This is a genomic window from Methylocystis sp. IM3 (assembly GCF_038070105.1).
Classification (GTDB): Bacteria; Pseudomonadota; Alphaproteobacteria; order Rhizobiales; family Beijerinckiaceae; genus Methylocystis.
In genome coordinates, this window is sequence record NZ_JBBPBZ010000004.1 from 166,924 (window position 1) to 188,987 (window position 22,064).

Sequence of the window (22,064 nt, forward strand, 5' to 3'; positions counted from 1 at the left end):
AAGGAGGCGAGCGTGGATTTCAATAGCTATCAGAAGGAGGCATTGCGCACCGATCGTGTGCCCGCTCGCGATGGTGCCGACGATGCCACATCGTTGATCGTGCCGATGCTAGGTCTAGCTGGCGAGACCGGTCAGCTACTTAGCGAATACAAGAAGCATTTGCGCGACGGCGAAGCGCATCGCCTGTTCAAAGAGCGCGTGTCTGAGGAACTAGGCGACCTACTCTGGTACATCGCCAACGTCGCCAGCAAGTTCGAACTCTCACTTTCTGATATTGCCACCGCCAACCTGGCCAAGGTCAAGCAGCGCTGGGCGAGCGAGCGCAACGAGCCGCTCACCTTCGACGCTGAGCTACCCGAGGGCGAGCGCCTGCCGAGGCGGTTTGAGGTCGAGCTCATCGATGTCGACGGCGAAGCGCGCCAGCGGGTACGTGTTCTAATTGACGGCAAGCCCTTCGGCGCAGAACTCACTGACAATGCCTACGATCCGGATGGATATCGCTTTCACGATGTTTTCCACTTCGCTTACGCCGCGGTGCTGGGCTGGTCGCCCATCGCGCGCGCCTTGCTCCGGAAAAAGCGCAAAAGTCGGCCGTTACTCGACGAGGTGGAGGACGGCGGCCGCGCGGCGGTCATCGAAGAGGGCGTAGCGGCGCTCGCCTTCGATTATGCGCGTCGCCATCGCTTCCTCGACGGTGTTGCCGCCCTCGATTTCCAGCTCTTGCGCACGATCAAGGACATGACGTCCCATCTGGAAGTGCGCCAATGCACCACCGGTGAGTGGGAGCAGGCGATCCTGCAAGGGTTCGAGGTGTGGCGCGCTGTGTTCGCCGCGCGTGGTGGCCGCATCGCCGTCGATCTCGACGCGCGGCGCCTCGCCTTCCTCGGCCCCTCGCATGGTCAGGAGCCGCGCGCGTGAGCCTACGGCCCCAGTGCGATAACGCTCGCCATCGCCAAACCGCCTGCATGGCTAATGCTGAGACGCCAGGCGGTTATCCCCAACGCCGCTGCGGTCTTCAGCGCGCCGCCGGCGAGTTGGACCTCCGGCGCTGCGCCCGGCGCGCGGTGAATCACGACATCCGTGAACGCAATCCCAGCGCCGAAGCCCGTCCCAAGCGCCTTGAGAACCGCCTCCTTGGCGGCAAACCGCCCCGCCAGGCGCTCGACCCGATCGGTCCCATTGCCGATCTCGTCAAGCTCAGCCTGATCAAAGCAACGCGGAACGAGCGGGTTGCGCGGATCGTCGATCCAGCGCCGCATCTCGGCGACCTCCACAAGGTCGATGCCGTGTCCGATGAAGTTCACGAAAGCCTTCTTTCCCTTGAGCCCAACAGATCGAGGCGCGTCCAAAACCAAGGAGCGCGGCGAATGATGGCTGAATAATAGGGACCACGGGGAGCAAAGTAATGACCAAGCCACCAGCCATGTTCTGGAGCGGGGAAACGCTCAGCGAGCGGCTCAAAACGCTGATCGACCCGTTCGCGCCCGAACGCGTGGACTGTGCTGCCTACACGTTGTCCATCGGCCCCGAAGTCTATGTCTCGCCCAATGATCAGACGGCCGATCCCACCACAGTCACCGTCCGTAAACTTAGCGACGGCGAGGCATTCACCGTTCCGCCCGGCCAGTTCGCCTTCCTGCTTACCGAGGAGATCGTCTCAGTTCCAGCCGATGCACTGGCTTTCATCTCTATCCGCGCTAAGATCAAGTTCCGAGGCCTCGTCAATGTGTCGGGATTTCACGTAGATCCGGGCTATCGCGGCCAGCTAACTTTCGCCGTCTTCAATGCAGGCCCCGTGCCGATCCACCTCAAGCGCGGGCAACCAATCTTTCTGATCTGGTACTCAAGCCTCGACTGCGAGACCGCCTTTAAGAAGGACGGCACCATCCACGAGGGCATCGATCCCGAGCTGGTCACGTCCGTCGCCGGTGAGCTGCAGTCTTTTGCCAGCCTCTCGAAAAAGATCAAGGACGTTGACAAGGCACTCGGAGACCGCGTCCATGCCGTTGAGAAGGAGCAGACCTACTACCGCGTCATCGGCGCAGTCGCGCTTGCACTTGTGATCGCGCTAACGGTGAATTGGCTCAAGGACATCCTCCCTTCGCGATCCGCTCCAGCCCCCCAGGCGACGTCGGCGCCGCCGGCTAGACCATAAACGAGCAGCGGCGTGCGACGGCTAAGAGAAAGGGAAGGCAAAGGTGTGAATCTAGCGGGCTAAAAATCGTGAATGCACAAATTTTGGAAGCTTTGACTGCAAACCGACGAGAGCGTCGTCATCATTGGCGAGAGCAAGGTTGGAAGGGCGACTTTATCCGAGCCCTGCAATTCATCCTCGACCCCACCCATGAATCCAAAACCCTTGAGGGGTCCGGAAGCTAAGCGGCAGTCCAATCTTTTCGGATTTTCTCTGTGATTGCCGTCAGACTCTTCAGAGCAGATCCGATCTCGTCGCCAGCGTGCGAGGAAATTGCCTGCCGCGCCTCGGCGTTTATCCTGGCGATGACGTTCTCCACGTCAACGTCCGCTCGCTGCTTTCGCGCGCCTTCTTGGTTAGAGTCTCCTGGCGGCGCTTCGGCGTCGGATTTCTCGTTCGTATGCAAGACGGGGGTTGCAGCGGACTCAGCTTGCGCCGCCTTCGAGGCCAGCCTCGACTTGAAATGAGCATCCAGCCACGCTGAGGGCTCGGTCCAGTGTAGCAAACGCGGCGGATCGATCAGCGGAACCGCGGTTTGCTTAATCAACCGCCGCATCTGCCGATCACGAAAGAAATAAACCTTCGCAATCTCGAACGGCCGCGCATTGGCGACGAGCAGGATCGACTTGTCCTTCGCCATCCGCGTCAATTCTTGCGGCCGCCGCAGGGGCGCCGCCATGTGCCCGAGCGACACGCGAGATTGCGAGAGCCCGGCTCCCATCATCTTCGTCGTATGCGTCGCCGTGTAGGTCCCCAGCGCGTCCGAGACATATTTCGCGGTCTCGTTGTCGTTGATCGCGACGAAGAGCTTTAGCGCCGCTCCGGCGACGAGCGTCTCTCGCATCGCCTTGCCATAGGTCTCGTCGAGCTGCGAGATGTTTTGCAGCACGATCGCCATCCGGAAGCCATAGCCGGCGCTGACCGCGATCTTCGAGGCGAGAGACGACATCCGACCGAGCGCGTAGAATTCATCGAGGAGCAGAAGGACCTGATGCGGTTCGTCGGCGCCAGGGAGGTTTCGCATCAGCACGTCGTGGATCTGCTGGAATAAAATACGAATGAGCGGGCGGTAGCTTTCGAGATCGGCAAGCGGCGAGCCGATGAATATCGACATGCGCTTGCGACGCAGATCGCGGACATCGAAATCAGACACCTCCGTCACGGCGCAGATCAGCGGCGAGTCCCAGGGCGCGAAAGCATTGTTGACGTTGAACATGACCGAGCCGCGCGTGCGGTCGGGAATCGCCACAAATTGATTGAAGGCGTCGAACACCCAGGAGGGAACGGAGCCGTCATTTTCCGTCGCGACGATGGTTTTCAGTACGTCGGCGATGTCGTGCCCAGTCGAGATCACCCGCACCGCGGAGCGAATATGCCGCGCCTTCTCGAAATGGATGCTCGTCATCACATAGCCGAGCAGCGCCGCGACGGTCTTGCGGGCGGCAAGCGTCCATTCGTTCTCGACTGAGCCGGTCACGACGAGGAAGCTCGCGATATTGGCGCAATCCGTCGCCATCTCAGGCCCTGGCCGCACATAGTCCAGCGGATTGTAGCGGTGGGAGGAGGCCGAGCCCGGCGCAAAGACGAAGACGGCGTCGCCCTTGGCCGCACGCGCCGCGCCGAAGGATTTCAGATTCTCGCTCTTGATGTCGAGCGTCACCATGGATCCGGGCCAGGCGAGGCCGTTCGGGATCACGAAGCTCACGCCCTTGCCGGTGCGGGTCGGGCCGACGATCAGCACGTGGCCCGGATCGTCCGAGACCAGCATCTGGCCGTTGAGGCGGCCGAGGATAATTCCGCTCTTCGCCCCCAGCCCGGCCCGGCGCGCTTCGGAAAGCGTCCCAAAGCGCGCGTCGCCGTGAAGCGTTGACCGGCGGTTCGCGTAGAGAAAGATCGCTAAGGCGAGGAAGAGTGCGAGCACGAGGCCAGCGGCGATGGCGCCGTTTTCCAGCGCGAGGTTGGAGACGCGCTTGTCCTGCGCATAGACATAGAAATGCTTGTAGGCGAGCGGAAAGCCGTGATCGAAGGAGAGAGGCGGAAACTGCTCGAGGTCGAAGCGGGGATTTTCCGTCGTGACCCTCTTGAGAAGCGCCCATTTCTGCGCAGGCCTGGAGAAGCCGGAACGAAAGCCGGTCACGATCGCATAGGGCACGACCCAGAGCAGCGCCGCGGCGAGGGACAAGAATAGCCCAATGACCAGCCGCTCGAGATGTTCCCGCATCATAGGCGGCCGATCTTTCAGCGGACCCGCGCCGCGGCGTCCTGCTTCCAGGCGGCCATGCGCGAAAAATAGATTTCAGACGTCCCGCGCCAGCCGCCCAGTCGGCTCTGCTGGATCACGATCGGCAGGACCGTTTTCACATAGGAGATGATCTCGTCCTTACGCAGGCCGAGCCCGCTCTGCATGACCATTAGCGCGAGTTGCTCGAACGCGCCTGCCGGGCTGTCGGCGTGAATGGTCGTGATAGAGCCGGGATGACCGGTGTTGACCGCCCGCAGGAAGGAATAGGCCTCTGAACCCCGGATCTCGCCGAGAAAAATCCGGTCCGGGCGCAGGCGCATGGCGGCCTGGAGTAGGCTCTCGATCGTCACCCGCGCCTGACCCTGGTCGCCTTTGGAGGCGACGAGCGGCAGGAAGTTTTTCTGTAGCGGCTTTACCTCGCGGGTGTCTTCGATCGTGACGATCCGCTCCTCGAGGGCCACTTCCTTCAAAATGGCGTTGAGAAAGGTGGTCTTGCCTGACGAGGTGCCGCCCGAAAGCAAGATGGAATAGCGATTACAGACAGCGAGCCGGATGAAGGCCTCGATCCGCCCGGCGTCCAAATGCTCGCAGAGCGCGCGGTCGACCTCGGACAGTTCATCACCGGCGGAGACCTTCACCCGCTCGAAGGAGCCCATCCGCCGATAATCCTCGAGCGCGAGCTCCTTGATCACCTGCTTGCGGATCGCGAAGGCTCCGCCGTTGGTCGTCGCCGGCGGCAGCACCCCCTGAAAGCGTTCACCGGTGGCGAGCGCGGCCGAGAGCAGCGGGTGCTCGCTATTGACGCTTTGATGCGAGAAGCCCGCGACGCGCTCGCAAAGATGCTGAATCCAATCGCTCGTGACCGCAGGCGCCTCGATGCGCCGCATCGCCGATTCCCCCATCACCTCGACGAAGAGCTCGCCCGGGCCATTGGCGACGATTTCGACGACCGTCTCGTCGTTCAGCCATTGCCGCAGCGGCCCGAGCGCGTCTTCGAGGAAGACCGTATGGGCTCCCGCGTCCTTATCGACGAGCCTTGGCTTCACGGCGCAGCTCCCTCAGTTCCTCCTTGACGGGGTCGGGATAAAATAAAGAGAAGTCGAGATCCTTCTTGATGAAGACGACGATGCGCGCGCCCTGGTCGACGTAGACGGTCGGCGGGATGTTGATCGACTCCCGCAGCGCTTCTTGCGAGAGGCGGGTCAGGGACTGAGAAACCTGCTGCGCGCCGATCTGCCGGGCGTTGATCAGATTTTGATTGGGCAGCGTCGTGACCGCGGTGAGCTGGCCGGTGAGGGGATCGAGCACATATTGGCTTTGTTGCTGGTAGCTGTTGACGTTTTGGCCAAGCATCGCGACAAACTGCGAGACGCCGCCGATGACGCTGAGCGCCACGGCCGCCCCGAAGCGCTCAACATAGTGATTGTCGAGGAAGCCGGAGTTACCCGCGCGGCCAAGGTCGTCGGTCCCCGGGGAGCCCAGCTGAACGGAGACGCCGTCGGGGCGCAACAGCCGCGTCCAGACCACGAAAACCCGCGTCTGCCCGCGGGCGAGCCCGGAGCGATATTCGCCGATCAGGGTCGATCCCGAGGGGATGAGCACGCGGCGGCCGTCGAAGGACCAGACGTCCTCGCGGGTGATGGCTTTCACGGAGCCTGGGAGGTCGCTCTGGATCGCGGTCAGCAGCTCGCCGCGCACCATTGTGCCTTGCGGCACGAGGGCGTCGATCCGCTCATTTTTCGTCGCGATGGAGCGCTCGACTCCGGCGGAGCCGGCGCGGGCGAGAAAACGCCGGTTGGGATCGTCGTCGGCGATTTCCGAGGCGCCGCCCGCTGCCTGCTCATTGTTCCCTGCCGCCGCGCCGAGTGCGCCATCTGCGACGAGCTGGGGCGCGCGCAGCCGCTCCCAGCGCCGTCGCTCCTCTTCCGCGGCGAGACGCCGGGCCTCGGCATCGTCGACTTTCGGTTCGCTCTCCGTCTCGAAGGCCGGCGGCGCGACAAGCGGCGTGGGAGGGGCGACCGGCGGCGGGGGAACCTCGGCAGCTGGGGGCGGCGGCGGGGCCGTCATCTTGCCGAGATCCAGATTTGGGCGCTGGTCGATGGCGGGCGCGGGAAAAGCGGTGGTATGGAACTCCTCTTTCTCCGGCGTGGTCATCAGCCGCGTCTCCTTATGCTGGGAGGCGTAAACCATCCAGCCGACGAAGAGCGCCGCGACGCTGGGGACGCCGATTTTGATGAAATTCCCCATCACGTGCGACGAACGCCGGACCGAGCTTCTCGCCGCGTCTTCGAGCTCGAGCGAACGATAATGTTCGGGCGATGGCATGTGCGCTCCTTACCAAAATTGAAGGCCGCTGAAGCCCACGTGCTCTGGCGCATAGGGCTCAAGGCCGTCAGGTTCGTGGAGATTATTCAGCCGCCGATTGAAGACGCAGGTCGCTTCAGCGCCGTTGCGCAGCGTCCACTGGAAATTGACCTTGTCGACGATGATGTAAGGACCTTCTTTATGGAAATTGACGACGCTCTCCCTGCGATCGCGGTCGACAACGAAGATCGCCGGCGTCTCCTGATCAGGCGCAAAGCGAAACCACGTCTTGACGCCATCGTCGAAGACCGCGGTCGGCTTTGAGAGCGAGGAGCCTTTGTAGGCGTAATCGCTGTTGGCGTTGGCGACGTTGAAATTCTTGGTGTTGGGATAGCTTGCGCGCTCCTTGGCGAGGGCGATCAGCCTGGCGTCGGCCTCGTCGTCGGGGAAGCGAAAACGCACCTTGAACACTTGCGCCCTTCCCTGCCGGAAATCCGCCCGCAGAAGGAACGAATAGATGCGCTTTGAGGTGACGACGTTCAAATTGGAGAACGCGTTCTTCTCCACCGGCTTGACGAAGATGATGTTGCCGCGCTTGTTGGGCTCGACTTTCCAGGCGAGCGAATCGCCGAGCGCCAATGTCTCGATCTTCTCGTCCTCGCCCAGCACGATCATCGTCGAGACGCCATAGGAGCCGTTGATGGCGACGACCTCGTCGGGGCGAAAACTGACTTCTCGCACCCGAGCGTCGTAGCGGCCCGCCCAAGGAGACTCCTCCGCCTGCGCGAGGCTCGCAGCGCCGATCGCGAGCAAGCCGAGAAGGAGGGGGAAGCCGAGACGCCGGATCATTTCTCGGCTCCCGGCGCGGTCGGGACCGTTTCCTGGTCGCGGCGGTATTCGGTCGTCTGGAAGCCGAGCGGATTATCAAAGCGCATCTGGTTCGACATGGGCGAGCCGGAATAGCGAAAACGCACCAGCGCCACCCAGTCGCGATGGACGATGTTGGAGGCGGATTTTTCATCCGTGCCAAAGCGCACCAGCGCCGTGCGCTGGTTTGGGAACGTCACCGATTTGACGGAGACGGCGACTTCCGTGGTGGCGCCGAAGGTTTTTACCGGGTTCTTCGGATTGGCCGGGCTGAAAATTTCGGTGAGGTCGCGGGCGGCGTCGCCGGTCGAGAGCAGCTGCGCGAGATCGAAATTGTCCTTGAGCGCCTTGGGATCATAGGTCTCGCGCGCCTTCACATAGCGCACGACGTTGAACATGGTGACGGCTTCGTCTTGACTGAGCGCTCCCTCAGCCATCGGCCGCTTGACCTCGACGAAACCCGAGGATTTGTCGACGACGATCATATAAGGCTCAAAGGTCTTGAGCGGCGCGAGGCTTGCGAGCGACACGATCGCGCCAAGCGCGATGACGGTCATCACGGCTGCGACGATCCAGGCGATCGAGAGCGAGGAGTTTTTCCAGAGCGTACGATCCTCTTCCCAGGTTCCGCCCTCCTGGTAGTAGCGCGCGCCCTCCCCTGCCGCGGAACCCCCGGGGCCCGGCGCAATGGGCGCTAACTCTTCGCGCAGGGCTCTGCGGGAGAGGCGGCGAAACGGCAATTCCCACATCATCAAATCCGGTCCATTTTCTTGGCGAGCACATCGGCGGCGCGCTGGCCGTAGATGCGCTCGTAGCGGGCCCGCGTGAGGCGATCCTGCAGCGACCGATCGACGCCGAAGCGCGCGCCGTAGCCGAAAGGCACGCGGGCGCGATAGGCGCCTGAGGCGGCCAACGCGCCGTTCGCGGTGATCGAGCGCCAGAGTCCGCCAATCGTCGTCGCATAGAGCGGAATGCCGCCGGCGATCGCCGCGGCCATGCCGGGGAGTTGGCTCAAAAGGAAAAGGCCGGTCAGGCCGACGAGAAAGAAAGGCGCGAGCGCGCCCCAATCGACCTGACCGCTGTTGATCGCGGCGCCAAGACCCGCGAAGATCGGCTGTGTGACGGTGAGGTAGAAGGCGAGAAAGGCGTAAACCAGCACCTGGAGCATCGCATACAGGACGGCGGCGGAGAGCCAGCCAGAAAAGAAGCGCGAGGAAGCGTCAAAAAGCAGCAGCAGAATCATCAAGGGCGCGATGCCGAGGATCAGCCAAAGAAAAACCTTCGAGAGGATGATCGTGAAGGTGGCGACCGCCAGAAACAGCGCGATGATGATCACGCAAGCGAGCCCAACGAGGGCCGAGGCGAAGGATTGCAGGCTGAAGGCGAAATGCAGCTGAAAGCCTTGCGCGACCTGGTTCCAGATCGCTTCCAGCGCAGAGACAACGGCGTTTGGCGATGTGTAAGTGTTATTGTTGCCGACGCTGAGCAGCCGGTTGCCGATCGCCGCCGGCCCGTCGTTGAAGAGCGTGTAGGCGAAGCTCGTGAAGTCGCTCCAGGAGGTTGCGAGCGCATAGATCACAAAGGCGCGCAACAGCCGGAAGGCGGCGTCGGTGGCAGTTCCCGTAGCGGTCCCTGACCAGACGCCAAATCCCCAGAAGATCACATAGGCGATGAGAAGGAGCGAGGCGATCGAAGCCCCTGCCCCGCCCGCGGTCACATCTCGAGCGAGCTCCTGAAAAGCGCCCTGGACATAGGTGCAGCCGGTCTGGTCGACGCCGGAGAGAATCTGGGGAATGATCCCGGATCCGTAATTCTGCGCCGAGCAGTTCTGCAGGACGGTCACTTAAGCCGCTCCGCGTTGATCGGGCGCAAGGGGCCGCAGTCGCCGGCGGCGGAGCTGAAGGGCGCGGGCGCGCGCGCCGCCTCCGGCTCCGCATAGAACAGGGCTTGCACGGCGTTCTGTTGCGGGCCCGCCGGCTCGGGCATGGGTTGTTCCGCCGCCGCGGGCATGCCGCCCTCGGACATGGCGCAAGGCGCCTCCAACGGCTTGTAGCCACAGCCCGAGAGCGCGCCTGCGAGCAGCGCGGCGCTCGCCATAAAGAGAAGCCGCATTGCGTTATTGTCCGTAGGGTCGAAACTGCATGGCGCGGGCCGCGGCGGAAAGCGCGGCGATGCGATCGAGATTGGCCTGATTGGCCGCCGCCGCGGCCGTATTGACAGCGCCATTGAGCTGAACAATCGACTGGCCATTCTGCGTTTGGATTTGCGAATTCTGATCGATCGAGCCTTTTACGTCGGGGGAGCTTCCGATCTGCTGCCCGCCGGAGGTGTAAGCGTTGCTGGCGTTCTTGACCGTCCCTTGGGTCGAGTTGATAAGCCCCAGGATGAGTTGAGCCGTATTCGAAGAGTTGAGATAGGCCTTGTCGCTTGGGAGCGCGCCTTGCAGCCCGGAGAGTGTTTTGACGAGATTGAGCCCATTGATCAGCGCCGAGATGATTTGCTGAGAGTCGCCGCCAAGCCCAGCGAAAGACAGCGGGCCCCCTGAAATCACCGAGCCGAGCGACGGCGCGCTCCCCATCGAAAAGCCGCCGCCGAGCGCCATTTGCGCCAGCGGCCCTTGCGCCAGCGATGAGCGGTCTCCGGTCACGGCTTGCAGGGTCTTTTGCACATTGGAAAGAATATCCTGATCGGTCGAGAGGATTTGCTTGGTGTTCGTCGCCGTCTGCTGTGACTGGGAGAGATTGGCGGCGTCGATCACCGCAACCTGGGCATGGACGCCGCGAACGAGCAAAAGATTCGCAAGGCAGAAGGCCAATATCGCCCGTTTCATGCAAAGTCCTTTTTCTAATGCGACGATGCGCGTTCGAGATAAACGATGACGTTTCCGAGCGAATCGGTGACGCGGCGCTCCACGCAGCCGCCATCGAACAGCGACTGGCAGAACTGGCTCGAGGCCAGGATGCAGGGACTATTCGCCGTGCCGCCGCCGCGGTAGCCAGCGCCGCAAATCGAATTGGTGGCGAGAAGCCCGCTTCCTGAGGGGAAGGACGTAAAACTCATGCCGCGCGCGGCCTGGCTCGCCTGCGACACGCGCATCATATTGATCGCGTTATAGGCGCTGACGAGCAGATTGGCGGTTGCGAGCACCTGGTTCCAGCTGACGCCGTTCTGCGTCCCGCCAGAGGAATTCTGGTCATAGCCGGCCATGATCGTCGGCGACCCGCCGATGAGGCCGGAGGCGCTCTGGTAGGTCGGCCCGTTGCTGACGATCGTCACCTGCGTCGCCGTATTGCCCGCGACGACGTCCCCCGCGGCCGACCCGAAATTTTGCGTCGCCAATGTCGCCCCCGTCGCGTTTGCCGCGCGCGCCGGCGGCATTTGCGGGTCATAGTTTTGGACGGCGGCGGCGCCCGCGGACGCACTGGGCGTCGCGGTGTTGTTCTGCACCGCGCCCTTCTGGCCGGTGTGGGTCGCGCAATCGATCCCCTTCTGTCCGTCGCGCTGCTTTTGTTGCACCGGGACCAGGGTGGTCGTCAGCGCCGAGGTCTGAATCTTCTGCGTGAGTTGCTCGGCGTCCTCGACCGGAATATCGGCGAGGGCGGCGGTCGCTGAGCCGAGAAGAAAAGCTGACGTGAGGAGAAGGCGCATCAGGCCGTCCTCCCCATGAAAACTGGCAGCCAGGCCTCCGGCGCGCTCCCGACCTCCCCCATTAACGAATAGAGCTCGGATACCGTCTCGGTGCGCCCGGAGAGCACCTTGATGAACTCCGGCATGCCGCCGAGGTCCAATTTGGCGATGACCGAATCCTGCCCCTGTTTGATCAGAAAGGACCGCGCCTCGGGGACCGTCTCCCGGATCCAGCGCATTTCCCGGTCGGACAGCTGGAAGGCCCTGCGGTAGCTTTCGTCATCCGCTTTGGCATTGGCGAAGAACACATTGGTCGCGGTCTGCTCGATCAGTGTATTCGCGGCCCTGGAGCGCACGATGTCGGCGGCGCTTTGGGTGCCAAAGCCAATGATGCCGTTCTGCTTGCGCAGGGTTTTGAGCTTGTCCTTGATAAAGTACGAGAAAACCTCGTCGTCGAGCAGCCGCCAGCCTTCGTCGAGGAAGACCATGATCGGCGTCCCGTCGATCAGTTCCTCGATGCGATGGAAAATATAGAGCAGCGCCGCCGTGCGGATCGTCGGATTGTCGAGGACGCGCGTCATGTCGAAGCCAAAGATCGCGTGAAGCGAGAAGCGGTCCTCGGCGTTGTTGAACAGCCAGCCGTTCTGGTCCTTGCGGATCCACGGCTCCAGTCGCGAGGCCAAATCGCCCTCGCTCGCCTGAATGCGTCCCCGCAGCAGCGATTGGAAAGCAGGAAGGTTCCGTCCCTCTCGCGGGCCGGAGACGACGGTCTTAATCGCATTGCGGATGACCTGCTCTTCGGTGGCCGAGAGATCCGTGTCCGCGCCGCCCTTGGGCCGAAGCAGGAAGGAGAAGAGCCGGTAGAGAAATTCCCGCGTCTCGCCGCCGTCGGGCAACATCAGCGGGTTGAAGCCGGTGACCGTGCCAGGCTCGAGCGCCTCATATTGGCCGCCGAGCGCCCGGATGAAAGTTTCCGCGCCGCGGTCCTTGTCGACGAATACGAGCTTCGGCCGTGGCGTCAGCCGCTGCGCCTGCGCCGCGATGAAGGAAAGCCAGACGGTCTTCCCCGAGCCCGAGGGGCCGACGACCGTGAAATTCCCAAGATCAGCGACGTGGAAATTGTAGAAATAGGCCGTCTGCGACGCCGTCTGAAACACCGAGATCGCCGGCCCCCAATGATTGCCAGCAGGCGAGCCGCTCGGGAAATTATGCAAGGAGACGAAGCCCGCCAGGTTTTTCGAGCTGATGATGGAATTCCGGGCGATATAGGGAAAGTTTCCGGGCCACTGCGCCCAGAAGGCCGGTTCCATATTGAGGTCTTCGCGCACCCAGATCACGGAGCGGTCGGTGAGCGCCGCCCCCGCCGCCGTGACCGCGGCGTCGACCTCCTGCATGCTCTTACCTAACGCCAGCACCGTCATATGGTGCTCGCCGTAGAGGGCCTCGGAGGCGAGCAGTTCGTCCCGCGCGTCGTTCAAATGCTCGGCGACGATGGACCCCGCCTCGTCGGACATGTCGATCTGGCGCGCGACGCGGTCGATATGGGATTGGGCGACGGGGCGGTCGATGATCGCGAAGGATTGCGCGACGACGAATTCATGCGGGATGGTCAGGAGATTGTCGAGAAAGCCCGGCCCGGTCTGCGCTGGATATTCCCTCACCGACAGCGCCGCGCCAAAGCGGGTCTCGTTGGCCGATGCGCCGCGGATTTCGAGCGCGTTCTTGCCGAAGAACACGCGCTTCGTCGCCAGCGCCTGGTCGAGCGACATTCTGGGAAGATGCATCGGCCTCGGGATGGCGCCATTGCCGAGCTGGACCAGGAATTCGAGCGGTTCCGAGAACCAGACCCCTGCCCGCTCGACGACCTTGAGAAGGCGCGGACGATAGGCAGACATGGCGGAGAGGACAGCCGTCGTAATGTCTCGCAGCTCGGCTTGCGTCTCTTGCCGGTCGAAGGAGTCGCCGTCGTCGGTCTTCTTGCCCAGGACCGTCTGCATCAGCGCTTCAAAGGTTCCGGCGTGGCCTTGCAGGGGCCTGCGGACGATCGTGAGGTAGAGGTCGTTGACGAACATCCGCCGCTTTGAAAGCGCCGTGTGATAGCGCTCGTCGAGCTCCCGGCAGAAGGCGTTATCGAAACTCGACGGGATTGTCGGTTCGATCTCGCGCCGGATGATATGCGAATACAGCGCGAAGCGGCTGTTGCCGAGCGTGCGCACGAGGTCGTTGCGGCCGAGCATGCGGACGTTGATGCTGGACCAGTCCGCAGTCTGGAACGAGAAGCCTTCCAGCTTGATGAAGTTCATCAAGAGGCCGGACTTGGATTTGACGATAAAGTCGTCGACGTGGCGCAGATACGGCAGATGCGACGAGACCGGGCGTTCCCGCCGTGACACCGCGCCAAAGCTCATCTGGTTCTGCAGCGCCCGCAGCATCAAGCCCCTCAAATCTTATAGGAGTCGCAACCCCAGAATTCTCGGGAACGCGGCGGGCACTTGGAGGATCGCACGAACAGGACCTCGAAGATCCGGTCGTCTCTCAAGGTCATGACGTAGCCGAAGAGATGGAAGGGGATGATCCAAAGGAGGTTGAACAGGTTGTGCGTCGCGAGGAAGATCACCGAGGTCACGACCATCTCGAACATGAAATACATGTAGGGAACGCCGACGATGGTCGGGGCCCGGGTCAACGCTTTGACGAGCGGGACGATCATCGGCTTCTCGAGATCCGCGTTGCTCATCGTCAGCCGCCGACGGAGGACTGAAAGAACTGGACGATTTGCGTCGAGCCGAAGACCAGCACGATGCCGAAGATGATCGAGCCGGCGATGCCCCAGGTCATTCGGCCCGCCCAAGCCAGGAAACCGGCGGCGATGACGGCGAGGATGGCGAGAGACGTCGAGATCGGCCCTGTGAGGGTTTGCACGAGCGTTTGCAGAGTCGACTGCACGGGGGAAAGCGTGCCGCCCGTCGCAAAAGCGGGAGAGCTTGCGTGGAGCAGCGCCAGCGCGGCGAGAAAGGAAATTTTGCCGCGACCAGCTTTGCTAAAATGACTCATTCCTGTTCACCATTCTGTTCGAGATTCCAGACGAAGCCAGACCGCCAATTATGGTCCTTGGCGCTTTCTATTTGCGGCGGCGCGGCGCCAGAGCCGCGGTCATCGCGAGTCTTTCCGTCGATCTTGGGCCAGTCGTAGAAGTCGTTCACGACCGCGGCCACGAAGTTCACGGTCTCCGGAAAGGGTGGAATGCCGCCATGCTCGACGAGCGCCTTCTCGCCGGCGTTGTAGGCAGCGAGGATGAAGAGCGGATTCCGATAGCGGCTGTGCAAGTCGCGCAAAAACCGGACCCCGCCTCTGACGTTATCGGCAGGGTCGCAGATGTTGACGCCATAATGCTTGGCGGTCTCGGGCTCGAGCTGCATGAGCCCGATCGCTCCGCGCGGCGAAACCGCGTCGCTCTGAAAGCGGGACTCAGCGCGCGCTACGGCCGACACGAAGTCGGGGTAGAAATTCTCCTCATGGGCGATCCTCTCGACGAGGTCGCGCGCAGCGCTCGCTGGCATCGGCCCGGGTCCCGGGCAACTCTCGGTCTTCTTCGCGCCGCCTTCGGTCGCGCGTTCGACCTCTGAGCCCGCGACGGGCGCTGGAACCACCTTGCCCGAGGGCGAGACGACCGCTTCCAAGGCGCGGCCGCGCGCGATCATCGCCGCTTCGCCCGCGAGAGCTTGCGGCCCAGTGACGCAAGCGAGGACAATTCCGAGAGCCGGGCCGCGCATCTTGCCTCCATCGTCTACTAAAGTATATGGTAAACGTAATCGCACCTATGGCGCAAGCGGCGCGACCACAATTTTTGTATCTCTAGCGGAATCTCGGCCATAGGACGGCGATTGTCTCTAAGGATTTCAAACAAGGCACAATGCACAAAATAGCTTGGAAACAGCCGTCTAGATCGCCGATAGGCGCTCGTATGGCTATTCGATCAAGATTGATCCGTGTTGACGCCAAAGCGCGGCGCCCCCTTTTGGAGGCCGACATCTACTATCGTAAAATATAGTTTTAGCGCCTTGGGATGACCGCTCTCATGGGCTACGCGCTCTCGGCTCTATGAGACGCGCGGTCGCATGGCGGTTCCTCCGTTCCCTGTTGTCGAGGATAGATGTAATGCTGTTGCATGGGGACGCTGGTTTTGCCCCATTGCTAAATGAGTGAGAGTTCTGAGAAGTCGCTTATGACGAACGATGCCGCTGCTCAACTCGCAATCCTGACCGAGGCGCTGACGGAGATTGTCGACTTGACGACAACTCGACCGTGTTCGGTCGCTCTGTCGGGTGATCTTCTCGATCGAATGGGTGAAATCGCTGCGGGAGCCCTTACAGCCGCAGCAACCTACGGGCAGTTGCCGCCCTTCCCGACGGAGATCGGTCTTCGTGGAGAGACGCTAAATTAGCGTCGCTTGACCGCTTAAGCGAGCTTCTGACTTCCTTGGATGCGCGCCGATCGGCGGGCCCATTCGTTTGGTAGGGGCGCGCCCCTGTAGGCGCTTGCGCAAGGCCGGCCACAGCTGGGGCTTGAAGTAAAACCAAGCCCCAGGCTCTCTATCTCTCAGCGGCCGTTGCCTTGGTCGCTGTTAGTCGACTCCGACAATTACCTCGGAAGACTTGATGATAGCCTTGGCCTTGCCGCCGACGTGCAATCCGAGTTCGTCCACCGACTCGTTCGTGATTGACGCCGTGATTGTGATGCCTTTCACGTCAATGAGAACGTGAGCGGTCGTTGCGCCTTTTTTGATTTCCTTGACGGTCCCTTCGAGGACGTTCCGCGCCGAAAGTTTCATGCTCAATCCTCCGACTTACAGTAAAATGCAGGTCTTACATAGGTTCGGTCGCCGCACCCGTCACCCCGGTGCGTCAACTTGGCAGATGGCCTTGAATGGCGCACCATCGCCACCGCGCCCGTCCGTAACGGCTCGGCGAAAGCTTCGGTCAAAGGGTCGCGACTAGCGTAGCTGTGAGCGATCGCGGAATGACGCTAATCTGCCGGCTCCGTCAACCGGAACGCATCATGCCATGACCGCCCCACAACGCATCCCGCCAGATCGAGCCGGAGAAGTTCTCGCCGGGATTGTCGAGCGCGTGACGTTCCACAATGAGGAGAATGGCTTCTGCGTCTTGCGCGTGAAGGCGCGCGGTCATCGCGACCTCGTCACTGTCGTCGGCCATGCCGCGACGATTTCCGCTGGGGAATGGATCACGGTCACTGGCGAGTGGGTCAACGACCGAAACCATGGCCAGCAATTCAAGGCCCGGTTCCTGAAAACATCGGCCCCAACGACCGCCGAAAGCATCGAGAAATATCTTGCATCGGGGATGATCCGGGGCATCGGGCCGGCCTACGCCAAGCGCATGGTCAAGGCGTTCGGCGACAAGGTCTTCGACGTCATTGAAGCCGAGCCCGATCGGCTGAAAGAAGTGGACGGCATTGGCCCGATCCGGGCCCAGCGCATCGTTTCCGCCTGGGCCGACCAAAAAGTCGTGCGGGAGATCATGGTGTTCCTCCACAGTCACGGCGTCGGCACCGCGCGGGCTGTCCGCATCTTCAAGACCTATGGCGCTGACGCCATACAGGTGATGACGAAGAACCCCTATCGCCTCGCCCGAGATATTCGCGGGATCGGCTTCAAGACGGCGGACGCCATCGCCATGAAGCTCGGGATCGAGAAGACGGCGATGATCCGCGTGCGCGCGGGAATTTCCTACGCGCTCACCGAAGGCATGGACGAAGGACACTGCGGGCTGCCAATCGACAAGCTGCTGCCGCTCGCGGGAGAACTGTTGGAAGTCCCTCAAGAATTGGTCCAGACCGCCATGGCCCTGGAGTTGAGCGAAGGCGTCGTCGTGCGAGACCAGGTCGCCGAGACGGATTGCGTTTTTCTGACCGGCCTCTACCGCGCCGAACAGACGATTGCCGAGAGGTTGCAAACTCTCCTCAATGGCAAGCTGCCCTGGCCGTGGATCGATCCAACCAAGGCCCTCCCCTGGATCGAACAGAAAACCGGCCTGGCGCTGGCGGAGCGCCAGAATGAGGCCATTCGCCTGGCTTTGATGACGAAGGTCCTCGTCATCACCGGCGGGCCGGGCGTTGGAAAGACCACGATCGTCAATTCGATCTTGCGCATCCTGGCGGCCAAGGGCGTCAAGCTTTCCCTTTGCGCCCCGACGGGCCGCGCCGCCAAGCGCATGACGGAAGCGACGGGCTTCGAGGCCAAGACAATTCATCGGCTCCTCGAAGTCGATCCCAAAAACGGCGGGTTCAAGAAGAACGTCGACAGCCCGATCGACTGCGAACTCCTCGTCGTCGACGAGGCCTCTGAACTGCCCCGGGTTTGCCGGAGGCCCCAACTCTTGAGAGACTGGGGCTATGGAAGCGAAGAAGAAGACATCGAACAGATTTTCACCTGAAGTTCGGGAGCGGGCGGTTCGGATGGTGCTGGAGCACCAGGGGGACCACGCCTCGCAATGGGCGACGATCGCCTCGATTGCCGGGAAGATCGGCTGCACGGGCGAGACGCTTCGCGGCTGGGTCCGACAGGCGGAGCGAGACGCCGGCTCGCGCGCCGGCGTCACGTCGGACGAACGGGCGCGGCTGAAGGCGCTGGAGCGGGAGAACCGCGAACTCCGGCAGGCCAATGACATTTTGCGGAAGGCTTCGGCGTATTTTGCTCAGGCGGAGCTCGACCGCCGGTCGAAACCATGATCGCCTTCATCGACGCGCACCGGGAGAGCTACGGGGTCGAGCCGATCTGCAAGGTTTTGCCGATCGCCCCGTCGACGTATCGCTCGCATGCAGCGCAGCGGCGCGATGAGACGAAGCTGTCGACGCGGGGGCGTCGGGACCGGGCGCTCGGCGAGAAGATCCGCCGCGTGTTCGCGGAGAACTTCTCCGTCTACGGCGCTCGAAAAGTGTGGCGGCAGCTGCGGCGCGAGGGGGAGGATGTCGCGCGCTGCACGGTGGAGCGGCTCATGCGGCGCCTGGGCTTGCAGGGCGTCGTGCGCGGTCGGCCGGCAAAAACCACTGTGAGCGACAGCAAGGCGCCCTGTCCGAGAGACAAGGTGAACCGACAGTTCGCGGCGGATCGGCCAAACCGGCTGTGGGTAGCCGACTTTACCTATGTCGCGACCTGGCAGGGCTTCGTCTATGTCGCTTTCGTTATCGACGTCTTCGCCCGGCGGATTGTCGGGTGGCGAGTCTCGCGTTCGGCGCAGACGCCCTTCGTGCTCGACGCGCTGGAACAGGCGTTGTGCGATCGACAGCCTCTTCGCGGCGGTCTCGTTCATCACAGCGACCGCGGCGTGCAATATGTCTCGATCAAATACACGGAGCGACTTGCGGACGCCGGTGTCGAACCCTCAGTCGGCAGCGTCGGCGACTCTTACGACAACGCGCTCGCCGAGACGATCAACGGGCTCTACAAGGCCGAGGTGATCTGGCGGCGCGGACCGTGGCGCGGCCTCGAGCAGGTGGAGTTCGCCACGCTTGAATGGGTGGACTGGTTCAACAACAAGAGATTGCTGGAGCCGATCGGAAACATTCCGCCGGCCGAGGCAGAAGCGCGCTACTATGCGCAAATCGAGGAGCACGCCATGGCGGCGTGACTCAAACGAAACGGCCTCCGGCAAACCCGGGGCGGTTCACCTCGATGGTTGACGTGATGCTCATGCAGGCGCTGCTCAAGGCATTGCCCAATGACGCCGCCTTGCTGGTCGTTGGCGATATTGACCAGCTGCCCTCTGTTGGCCCTGGACAAGTCCTCGCCGACATCATTGAGTCCGGCGCTGTTCCCGTTGTGCGCCTGACGGAAGTATTTCGGCAGGCGGCGCAGAGCCGGATCATCATGGCGGCCCATAACATCAACAAGGGACTCATGCCTGACCTCGGACGACCAGCGAGTGATAGCGATTTCTATTTCGTGAGGGCCGCAGATCTGGAGAAGGCCGTCCCCACGATCGTCAATCTCGTCAAAAGTCGCATACCGGCGCGCTTCGGCTTCGATCCGATCCGCGACATTCAGGTTCTGTGTCCGATGAACCGCGGCGGCGTCGGCGCTCGCGCGCTGAACGTCGAGTTGCAATCCGCCCTGAATCCCGCAGGCGAGAAGAAAGTGGAGCGCTTTGGCTGGACATTCGCGCCCAAAGACAAGGTGATGCAGATCGAGAACGACTATGACAAGGAGGTCTACAACGGCGACGTCGGCTATGTAGAGGACGTCGACGCCGACACGGGAGAGCTGACAGCGAATTTCGATGGCCGCTCTGTCACCTATGAATTCGGCGAACTCGACACGCTCGTTCCGGCCTATGCCGCCACGATTCACAAGTCCCAAGGGTCGGAATATCCAGCTGTCGTCATTCCCGTCATGACGCAGCATTATGCCATGCTTAAGCGCAATCTGATTTACACCGGCGTGACTCGCGGTAAGAAGCTCGTAGTGCTAGTCGGCCAAGCGAAAGCAGTGGCGATAGCGGTAAAAAACATTTCCGGCCGTCGGCGCTGGACGAAACTTCGAGAGTGGCTCGCGATTCCATGCTCCTCGATCCCGCCGATGAGCGTGGCTTGATCTATGGCTTTGCGATCTAAAGAAATTGAAACCGGAGAGTCGCGATCGATGTATGTGATTTCCTTGGACCACTATCTGGACGCCAAAGGCGCAATCGCCGTCGACAAAGGCCCGGGCCGCAAGATCGCGGAATTCGCGACCGCCGCGGTCGCTTACGCCTCCAACAAAAGGCGGCCGGACGACGCGCCTCGGCCGACCTGTTTCAAATGCCGCAAATCGAAAGATAGCGCCGTCGACATCAGTCTCACTGAAAGAGGTCTTGTGGTCTGGCGGTGTCACGCATGTGGCAACGAGGGCCAGATCTCCAACTGGCGCGGCACATTCTGGGACTTGAGCCAAGTCATGTCGTTGAAATGAGCCGCTGCTCCGAGAATTCAAATCCCCCGGACCAATGCGATAGCGGGCCCGCGTGTTAGAGGAACGCTGACAGGAGCGGCCTCTGCTCAATGTGTCTCTGAATGGTTGACCGAAGGTTGTCCATGGACGCGTCGAAATGGGCTTGCCTCAGATCGCCGCGCGCCATTTCATAGCGGAGGAACACACAATAAGTGGCGATGACGTCGGTCAAACAATAGTCTGCCACCTCGGCTAGCTGACCCGCCGTCACGAGAGCCTCAACCTGACTGCCGTCGACGCCGCCGATCTTTACCGGAATGTTCGCCAAGGCCGCCATCTCGGCAAGACTGGGCTTCGTCGAAGCGCCATAAGTTGACAGGACATCGCATAGATCGAGGTGATCCTGGCCGAAGCGATGCCAATAATTACGGCGGCCGCCATTGTAGAGTCCAGGCAGGGGGACACCGAGAGCAAACGACCGATAACGTAGCAATGGAAGGTCGAAACCATTGCCGCCGAAGGTCACAAGCATGGGGCCCGTGCCGCGTCCGTCTACCGGCAAGCTTTTAACGAAGCCGAGCAGCAATTCGGCCTCGCTCTTCTCGGCGATCGATCGGCTGCCGAACTGGCTCACAGTCCACGGGCCGCCCCCCTCGTCCCGTTTCGCATAGAGGGCGGCGATAGAGACAATCCGATAGACCGGCGTCTTGAGGAAGACGGTCGACGGATCCTGACCATCGCGCCCGTAGCGCTCCCCCAGCATTCTCCTGACGTCGGCATCCGGCGCATCTTCCGGCTGACCGAGAAGTCGCCGGCCCACGCCAAGGTCAGGAACAGCTTCAATATCGAAGACGACCAGGGTGGTCATGGATCAAGTCCCATGTCTTGAGCAGCGAGACAAGCGTGGAGGCGAGAGAATCTGATAACCACATGAAGTTAGCCGGTCCCGTAACTGCGCCAATAAACGGCTGCGATGATTGGCGTCGCTAGGGAGTATGCTGCCGCCAGCCAGACCAGAAAGCCATCAGGGCTTACCATCGCGGTCCTATCAAGCGCACCGGTTTATTCGCGTACCCGATTCAAGTCTTACAGGCTGCTTTCCATGGGGAAAAAGCCCACCTCGCGGCGGGCTCAATGTCGCTTTCGCCGTGGACAAAGTCCTTACGTCTCAGAATTGCCAGACGCCGTTGAAGACCGCAGCTTTATGGCCTTTTGCGCAATCTTCTCGTTCACTTTCTTGAGCTTCTCGGCGGCGCGCGCTTCGGTGACGACAGCGCGATCATAAGCCTTTTTGGCGACAGTGAGCTTCTTTTCGGCCACCTGATGGGCGGCGGTCGCCGTTGCCAGGGGATTCCGGGTCCGCTTCTTTGCCGGCGCTTTGCGCGTGGCTTTCTTGACAGCAGCCTTCGCAGTGACTTTCCGAGCGGCTTTCTTCGCCGGGCCTTTGCGAGCGGCTTTCTTCGTGGCGCCTTTACGCGCAGTCTTCTTCGCAGTCGTTCTTCTTGCCATTGTGCACCCCAGTATTTGCATGGACGAATCGTTCGCTACAGCATTTCCGCCAAGCAGTCACGCGATTGCTGACAGAAGCCCTGTGCATTTGGAGCGGTTTCAGCCGGCGACCAAATGGGAGAAATCGCTGCGAGAGCGTCGACAGCGACGGCGGCCTATGGGCGGTTGCCAGTTTTCCACCTGAGATCCCTCTTCTCGGAAAGGTGCTGGGGCAGCGCTGCTCGATCGGCGAGACTTGCTCTCGTTCATGTCTCCACGATGCAGCCGGCCTGCCAGAGGCGACGCGCCTTTGAGACTGAGCGACGGCATTTCGGACCCAAATTGATACGAGCCACGCGAGCGCTAATTGCGGGAGGCAACTGCTCCGGACGCGA

General features: G+C 61.9%; 22 protein-coding genes, 2 pseudogenes and 1 other annotated feature. Of the genes and pseudogenes, 8 read left to right on the forward strand and 16 right to left on the reverse strand.

Annotated features, from left to right (window positions below; all coding sequences use genetic code 11):
* Nucleotides 1-12 precede the first annotated feature (12 nt).
* Nucleotides 13-918: a nucleoside triphosphate pyrophosphohydrolase family protein gene (locus tag WOC76_RS21010; RefSeq protein ID WP_341102080.1), complete on the forward strand. Its 906-nt coding sequence runs from the start codon at nucleotides 13-15 to the stop codon at nucleotides 916-918.
* Nucleotides 919-920: 2 nt separating this feature from the next.
* On the opposite strand, the gene acpS is transcribed toward WOC76_RS21010, so the two are convergent.
* Nucleotides 921-1,304 carry a holo-ACP synthase gene (gene acpS / locus WOC76_RS21015; protein WP_341102078.1) on the reverse strand — a complete coding sequence of 128 codons (384 nt, stop codon included), beginning with the start codon at nucleotides 1,302-1,304 and terminating at the stop codon, nucleotides 921-923.
* A gap of 101 nt (nucleotides 1,305-1,405) precedes the next feature.
* Here acpS and WOC76_RS21020 point away from each other — a divergent pair, with 101 nt between their 5' ends.
* Nucleotides 1,406-2,155, forward strand: a complete 750-nt coding sequence (locus tag WOC76_RS21020; protein ID WP_341431579.1) for a dCTP deaminase domain-containing protein — start codon at nucleotides 1,406-1,408, stop codon at nucleotides 2,153-2,155.
* Nucleotides 2,156-2,375: 220 nt separating this feature from the next.
* On the opposite strand, the gene WOC76_RS21025 is transcribed toward WOC76_RS21020, so the two are convergent.
* Genes WOC76_RS21025 through WOC76_RS21085 form a run of 13 tightly spaced genes read right to left on the reverse strand, consistent with a single transcriptional unit; the run spans nucleotide 2,376 to nucleotide 15,007 of the window.
* On the reverse strand, nucleotides 2,376-4,418 hold the full coding sequence (locus WOC76_RS21025) for a type IV secretory system conjugative DNA transfer family protein (RefSeq protein ID WP_341102074.1): 2,043 nt from the start codon (nucleotides 4,416-4,418) through the stop codon (nucleotides 2,376-2,378).
* Between the two features lie 14 nt (nucleotides 4,419-4,432).
* A complete protein-coding gene (gene virB11 / locus WOC76_RS21030; RefSeq protein ID WP_341102071.1) occupies nucleotides 4,433-5,482 on the reverse strand; it encodes a P-type DNA transfer ATPase VirB11 in 1,050 nt (349 codons plus the stop codon).
* Entirely contained in the window at nucleotides 5,460-6,761 is a 1,302-nt protein-coding gene (gene virB10 / locus WOC76_RS21035; protein WP_341102070.1) for a type IV secretion system protein VirB10, read from the reverse strand. Before virB10 ends, virB11 begins: the two co-directional genes overlap by 23 nt.
* Nucleotides 6,762-6,770: 9 nt before the next feature.
* The gene (gene virB9, locus WOC76_RS21040) at nucleotides 6,771-7,589 is read right to left on the reverse strand and encodes a P-type conjugative transfer protein VirB9 (RefSeq protein WP_341102067.1); all 819 of its coding nucleotides are present in this window, start codon (nucleotides 7,587-7,589) and stop codon (nucleotides 6,771-6,773) included.
* A complete protein-coding gene (locus WOC76_RS21045) occupies nucleotides 7,586-8,359 on the reverse strand; it encodes a virB8 family protein (protein WP_341102065.1) in 774 nt (257 codons plus the stop codon). The genes virB9 and WOC76_RS21045 overlap by 4 nt, the downstream gene beginning before the upstream one ends.
* Nucleotides 8,359-9,450, reverse strand: coding sequence for a type IV secretion system protein (locus WOC76_RS21050; RefSeq protein WP_341102063.1), 1,092 nt, complete (start codon nucleotides 9,448-9,450; stop codon nucleotides 8,359-8,361). The genes WOC76_RS21045 and WOC76_RS21050 overlap by 1 nt, the downstream gene beginning before the upstream one ends.
* Nucleotides 9,447-9,719, reverse strand: a complete 273-nt coding sequence (locus WOC76_RS21055) for a hypothetical protein (RefSeq protein ID WP_341102061.1) — start codon at nucleotides 9,717-9,719, stop codon at nucleotides 9,447-9,449. The genes WOC76_RS21050 and WOC76_RS21055 overlap by 4 nt, the downstream gene beginning before the upstream one ends.
* Nucleotides 9,720-9,723: 4 nt before the next feature.
* Nucleotides 9,724-10,437, reverse strand: a complete 714-nt coding sequence (locus tag WOC76_RS21060; RefSeq protein WP_341102059.1) for a conjugal transfer protein — start codon at nucleotides 10,435-10,437, stop codon at nucleotides 9,724-9,726.
* A 14-nt stretch (nucleotides 10,438-10,451) separates the two neighbouring features.
* Nucleotides 10,452-11,255 carry a hypothetical protein gene (locus tag WOC76_RS21065; RefSeq protein ID WP_341102058.1) on the reverse strand — a complete coding sequence of 268 codons (804 nt, stop codon included), beginning with the start codon at nucleotides 11,253-11,255 and terminating at the stop codon, nucleotides 10,452-10,454.
* Nucleotides 11,255-13,669 carry a VirB4 family type IV secretion system protein gene (locus WOC76_RS21070; RefSeq protein WP_341102057.1) on the reverse strand — a complete coding sequence of 805 codons (2,415 nt, stop codon included), beginning with the start codon at nucleotides 13,667-13,669 and terminating at the stop codon, nucleotides 11,255-11,257. Before WOC76_RS21070 ends, WOC76_RS21065 begins: the two co-directional genes overlap by 1 nt.
* A 5-nt stretch (nucleotides 13,670-13,674) precedes the next feature.
* Nucleotides 13,675-13,971, reverse strand: a complete 297-nt coding sequence (locus WOC76_RS21075) for a type IV secretion system protein VirB3 (protein ID WP_281932784.1) — start codon at nucleotides 13,969-13,971, stop codon at nucleotides 13,675-13,677.
* Between the two features lie 2 nt (nucleotides 13,972-13,973).
* Nucleotides 13,974-14,288, reverse strand: coding sequence for a TrbC/VirB2 family protein (locus tag WOC76_RS21080; protein ID WP_341102046.1), 315 nt, complete (start codon nucleotides 14,286-14,288; stop codon nucleotides 13,974-13,976).
* Entirely contained in the window at nucleotides 14,285-15,007 is a 723-nt protein-coding gene (locus WOC76_RS21085; RefSeq protein WP_341102044.1) for a lytic transglycosylase domain-containing protein, read from the reverse strand. Before WOC76_RS21085 ends, WOC76_RS21080 begins: the two co-directional genes overlap by 4 nt.
* 452 nt (nucleotides 15,008-15,459) lie before the next feature.
* Between WOC76_RS21085 and WOC76_RS21090 the strand changes: the two genes are divergently transcribed.
* The gene (locus WOC76_RS21090) at nucleotides 15,460-15,678 is read left to right on the forward strand and encodes a hypothetical protein (protein ID WP_341102041.1); all 219 of its coding nucleotides are present in this window, start codon (nucleotides 15,460-15,462) and stop codon (nucleotides 15,676-15,678) included.
* 180 nt (nucleotides 15,679-15,858) lie between these two features.
* Here WOC76_RS21090 and WOC76_RS21095 read toward each other — a convergent pair whose 3' ends face one another.
* Nucleotides 15,859-16,065, reverse strand: a complete 207-nt coding sequence (locus WOC76_RS21095; RefSeq protein WP_281807134.1) for a TOBE domain-containing protein — start codon at nucleotides 16,063-16,065, stop codon at nucleotides 15,859-15,861.
* Nucleotides 16,066-16,297: 232 nt separating this feature from the next.
* Here WOC76_RS21095 and WOC76_RS21100 point away from each other — a divergent pair.
* From WOC76_RS21100 to WOC76_RS21115, 4 genes and pseudogenes are all read left to right on the forward strand, one after another.
* Nucleotides 16,298-17,599: pseudogene (locus WOC76_RS21100) on the forward strand (helix-hairpin-helix domain-containing protein); the annotation flags it as partial.
* Nucleotides 17,600-17,648: 49 nt separating this feature from the next.
* A protein-coding gene (locus WOC76_RS21105) for an IS3 family transposase (RefSeq protein ID WP_341101957.1) occupies nucleotides 17,649-18,883 on the forward strand; the annotation gives its coding sequence in 2 pieces (ribosomal slippage) (nucleotides 17,649-17,946 and nucleotides 17,946-18,883; 1,236 coding nt in all).
* Nucleotides 17,939-18,055, forward strand: a sequence feature (AL1L pseudoknot). Its footprint overlaps the gene before it by 117 nt.
* A pseudogene (locus WOC76_RS21110) lies at nucleotides 18,868-19,845 on the forward strand (ATP-dependent DNA helicase); the annotation flags it as partial. The gene WOC76_RS21105 and the pseudogene WOC76_RS21110, both read left to right, overlap by 16 nt.
* Before the next feature lie 48 nt (nucleotides 19,846-19,893).
* Nucleotides 19,894-20,202, forward strand: coding sequence for a hypothetical protein (locus WOC76_RS21115; RefSeq protein ID WP_341102030.1), 309 nt, complete (start codon nucleotides 19,894-19,896; stop codon nucleotides 20,200-20,202).
* A gap of 55 nt (nucleotides 20,203-20,257) precedes the next feature.
* Here WOC76_RS21115 and WOC76_RS21120 read toward each other — a convergent pair whose 3' ends face one another.
* Complete coding sequence (locus WOC76_RS21120) at nucleotides 20,258-21,049, reverse strand: 3'-5' exonuclease (protein ID WP_341387467.1); 792 nt, start codon at nucleotides 21,047-21,049, stop codon at nucleotides 20,258-20,260.
* Nucleotides 21,050-21,393: 344 nt separating this feature from the next.
* On the opposite strand from WOC76_RS21120, the gene WOC76_RS21125 reads away from it, so the two are divergent.
* Nucleotides 21,394-21,762, forward strand: coding sequence for a hypothetical protein (locus WOC76_RS21125; RefSeq protein WP_341102023.1), 369 nt, complete (start codon nucleotides 21,394-21,396; stop codon nucleotides 21,760-21,762).
* Nucleotides 21,763-22,064: the final 302 nt, after the last annotated feature.

Excerpts from the sequence above, each read along its gene's own strand:
- WOC76_RS21095 (WP_281807134.1), bottom strand. The coding sequence starts at position 16,065 with ATGAAACTTTCGGCGCGGAACGTCCTCGAAGGGACCGTCAAGGAAATC.
- WOC76_RS21080 (WP_341102046.1), bottom strand. The coding sequence starts at position 14,288 with ATGAGTCATTTTAGCAAAGCTGGTCGCGGCAAAATTTCCTTTCTCGCC.
- WOC76_RS21025 (WP_341102074.1), bottom strand. The coding sequence starts at position 4,418 with ATGATGCGGGAACATCTCGAGCGGCTGGTCATTGGGCTATTCTTGTCC.
- WOC76_RS21045 (WP_341102065.1), bottom strand. The coding sequence starts at position 8,359 with ATGATGTGGGAATTGCCGTTTCGCCGCCTCTCCCGCAGAGCCCTGCGC.
- virB10 (WP_341102070.1), bottom strand. The coding sequence starts at position 6,761 with ATGCCATCGCCCGAACATTATCGTTCGCTCGAGCTCGAAGACGCGGCG.
- WOC76_RS21120 (WP_341387467.1), bottom strand. The coding sequence starts at position 21,049 with ATGACCACCCTGGTCGTCTTCGATATTGAAGCTGTTCCTGACCTTGGC.
- WOC76_RS21060 (WP_341102059.1), bottom strand. The coding sequence starts at position 10,437 with ATGAAACGGGCGATATTGGCCTTCTGCCTTGCGAATCTTTTGCTCGTT.
- WOC76_RS21115 (WP_341102030.1), top strand. The coding sequence starts at position 19,894 with ATGTATGTGATTTCCTTGGACCACTATCTGGACGCCAAAGGCGCAATC.
- virB9 (WP_341102067.1), bottom strand. The coding sequence starts at position 7,589 with ATGATCCGGCGTCTCGGCTTCCCCCTCCTTCTCGGCTTGCTCGCGATC.
- WOC76_RS21075 (WP_281932784.1), bottom strand. The coding sequence starts at position 13,971 with ATGAGCAACGCGGATCTCGAGAAGCCGATGATCGTCCCGCTCGTCAAA.
- WOC76_RS21085 (WP_341102044.1), bottom strand. The coding sequence starts at position 15,007 with ATGCGCGGCCCGGCTCTCGGAATTGTCCTCGCTTGCGTCACTGGGCCG.
- WOC76_RS21055 (WP_341102061.1), bottom strand. The coding sequence starts at position 9,719 with ATGCGGCTTCTCTTTATGGCGAGCGCCGCGCTGCTCGCAGGCGCGCTC.
- WOC76_RS21090 (WP_341102041.1), top strand. The coding sequence starts at position 15,460 with ATGACGAACGATGCCGCTGCTCAACTCGCAATCCTGACCGAGGCGCTG.
- WOC76_RS21065 (WP_341102058.1), bottom strand. The coding sequence starts at position 11,255 with ATGCGCCTTCTCCTCACGTCAGCTTTTCTTCTCGGCTCAGCGACCGCC.
- WOC76_RS21020 (WP_341431579.1), top strand. The coding sequence starts at position 1,406 with ATGACCAAGCCACCAGCCATGTTCTGGAGCGGGGAAACGCTCAGCGAG.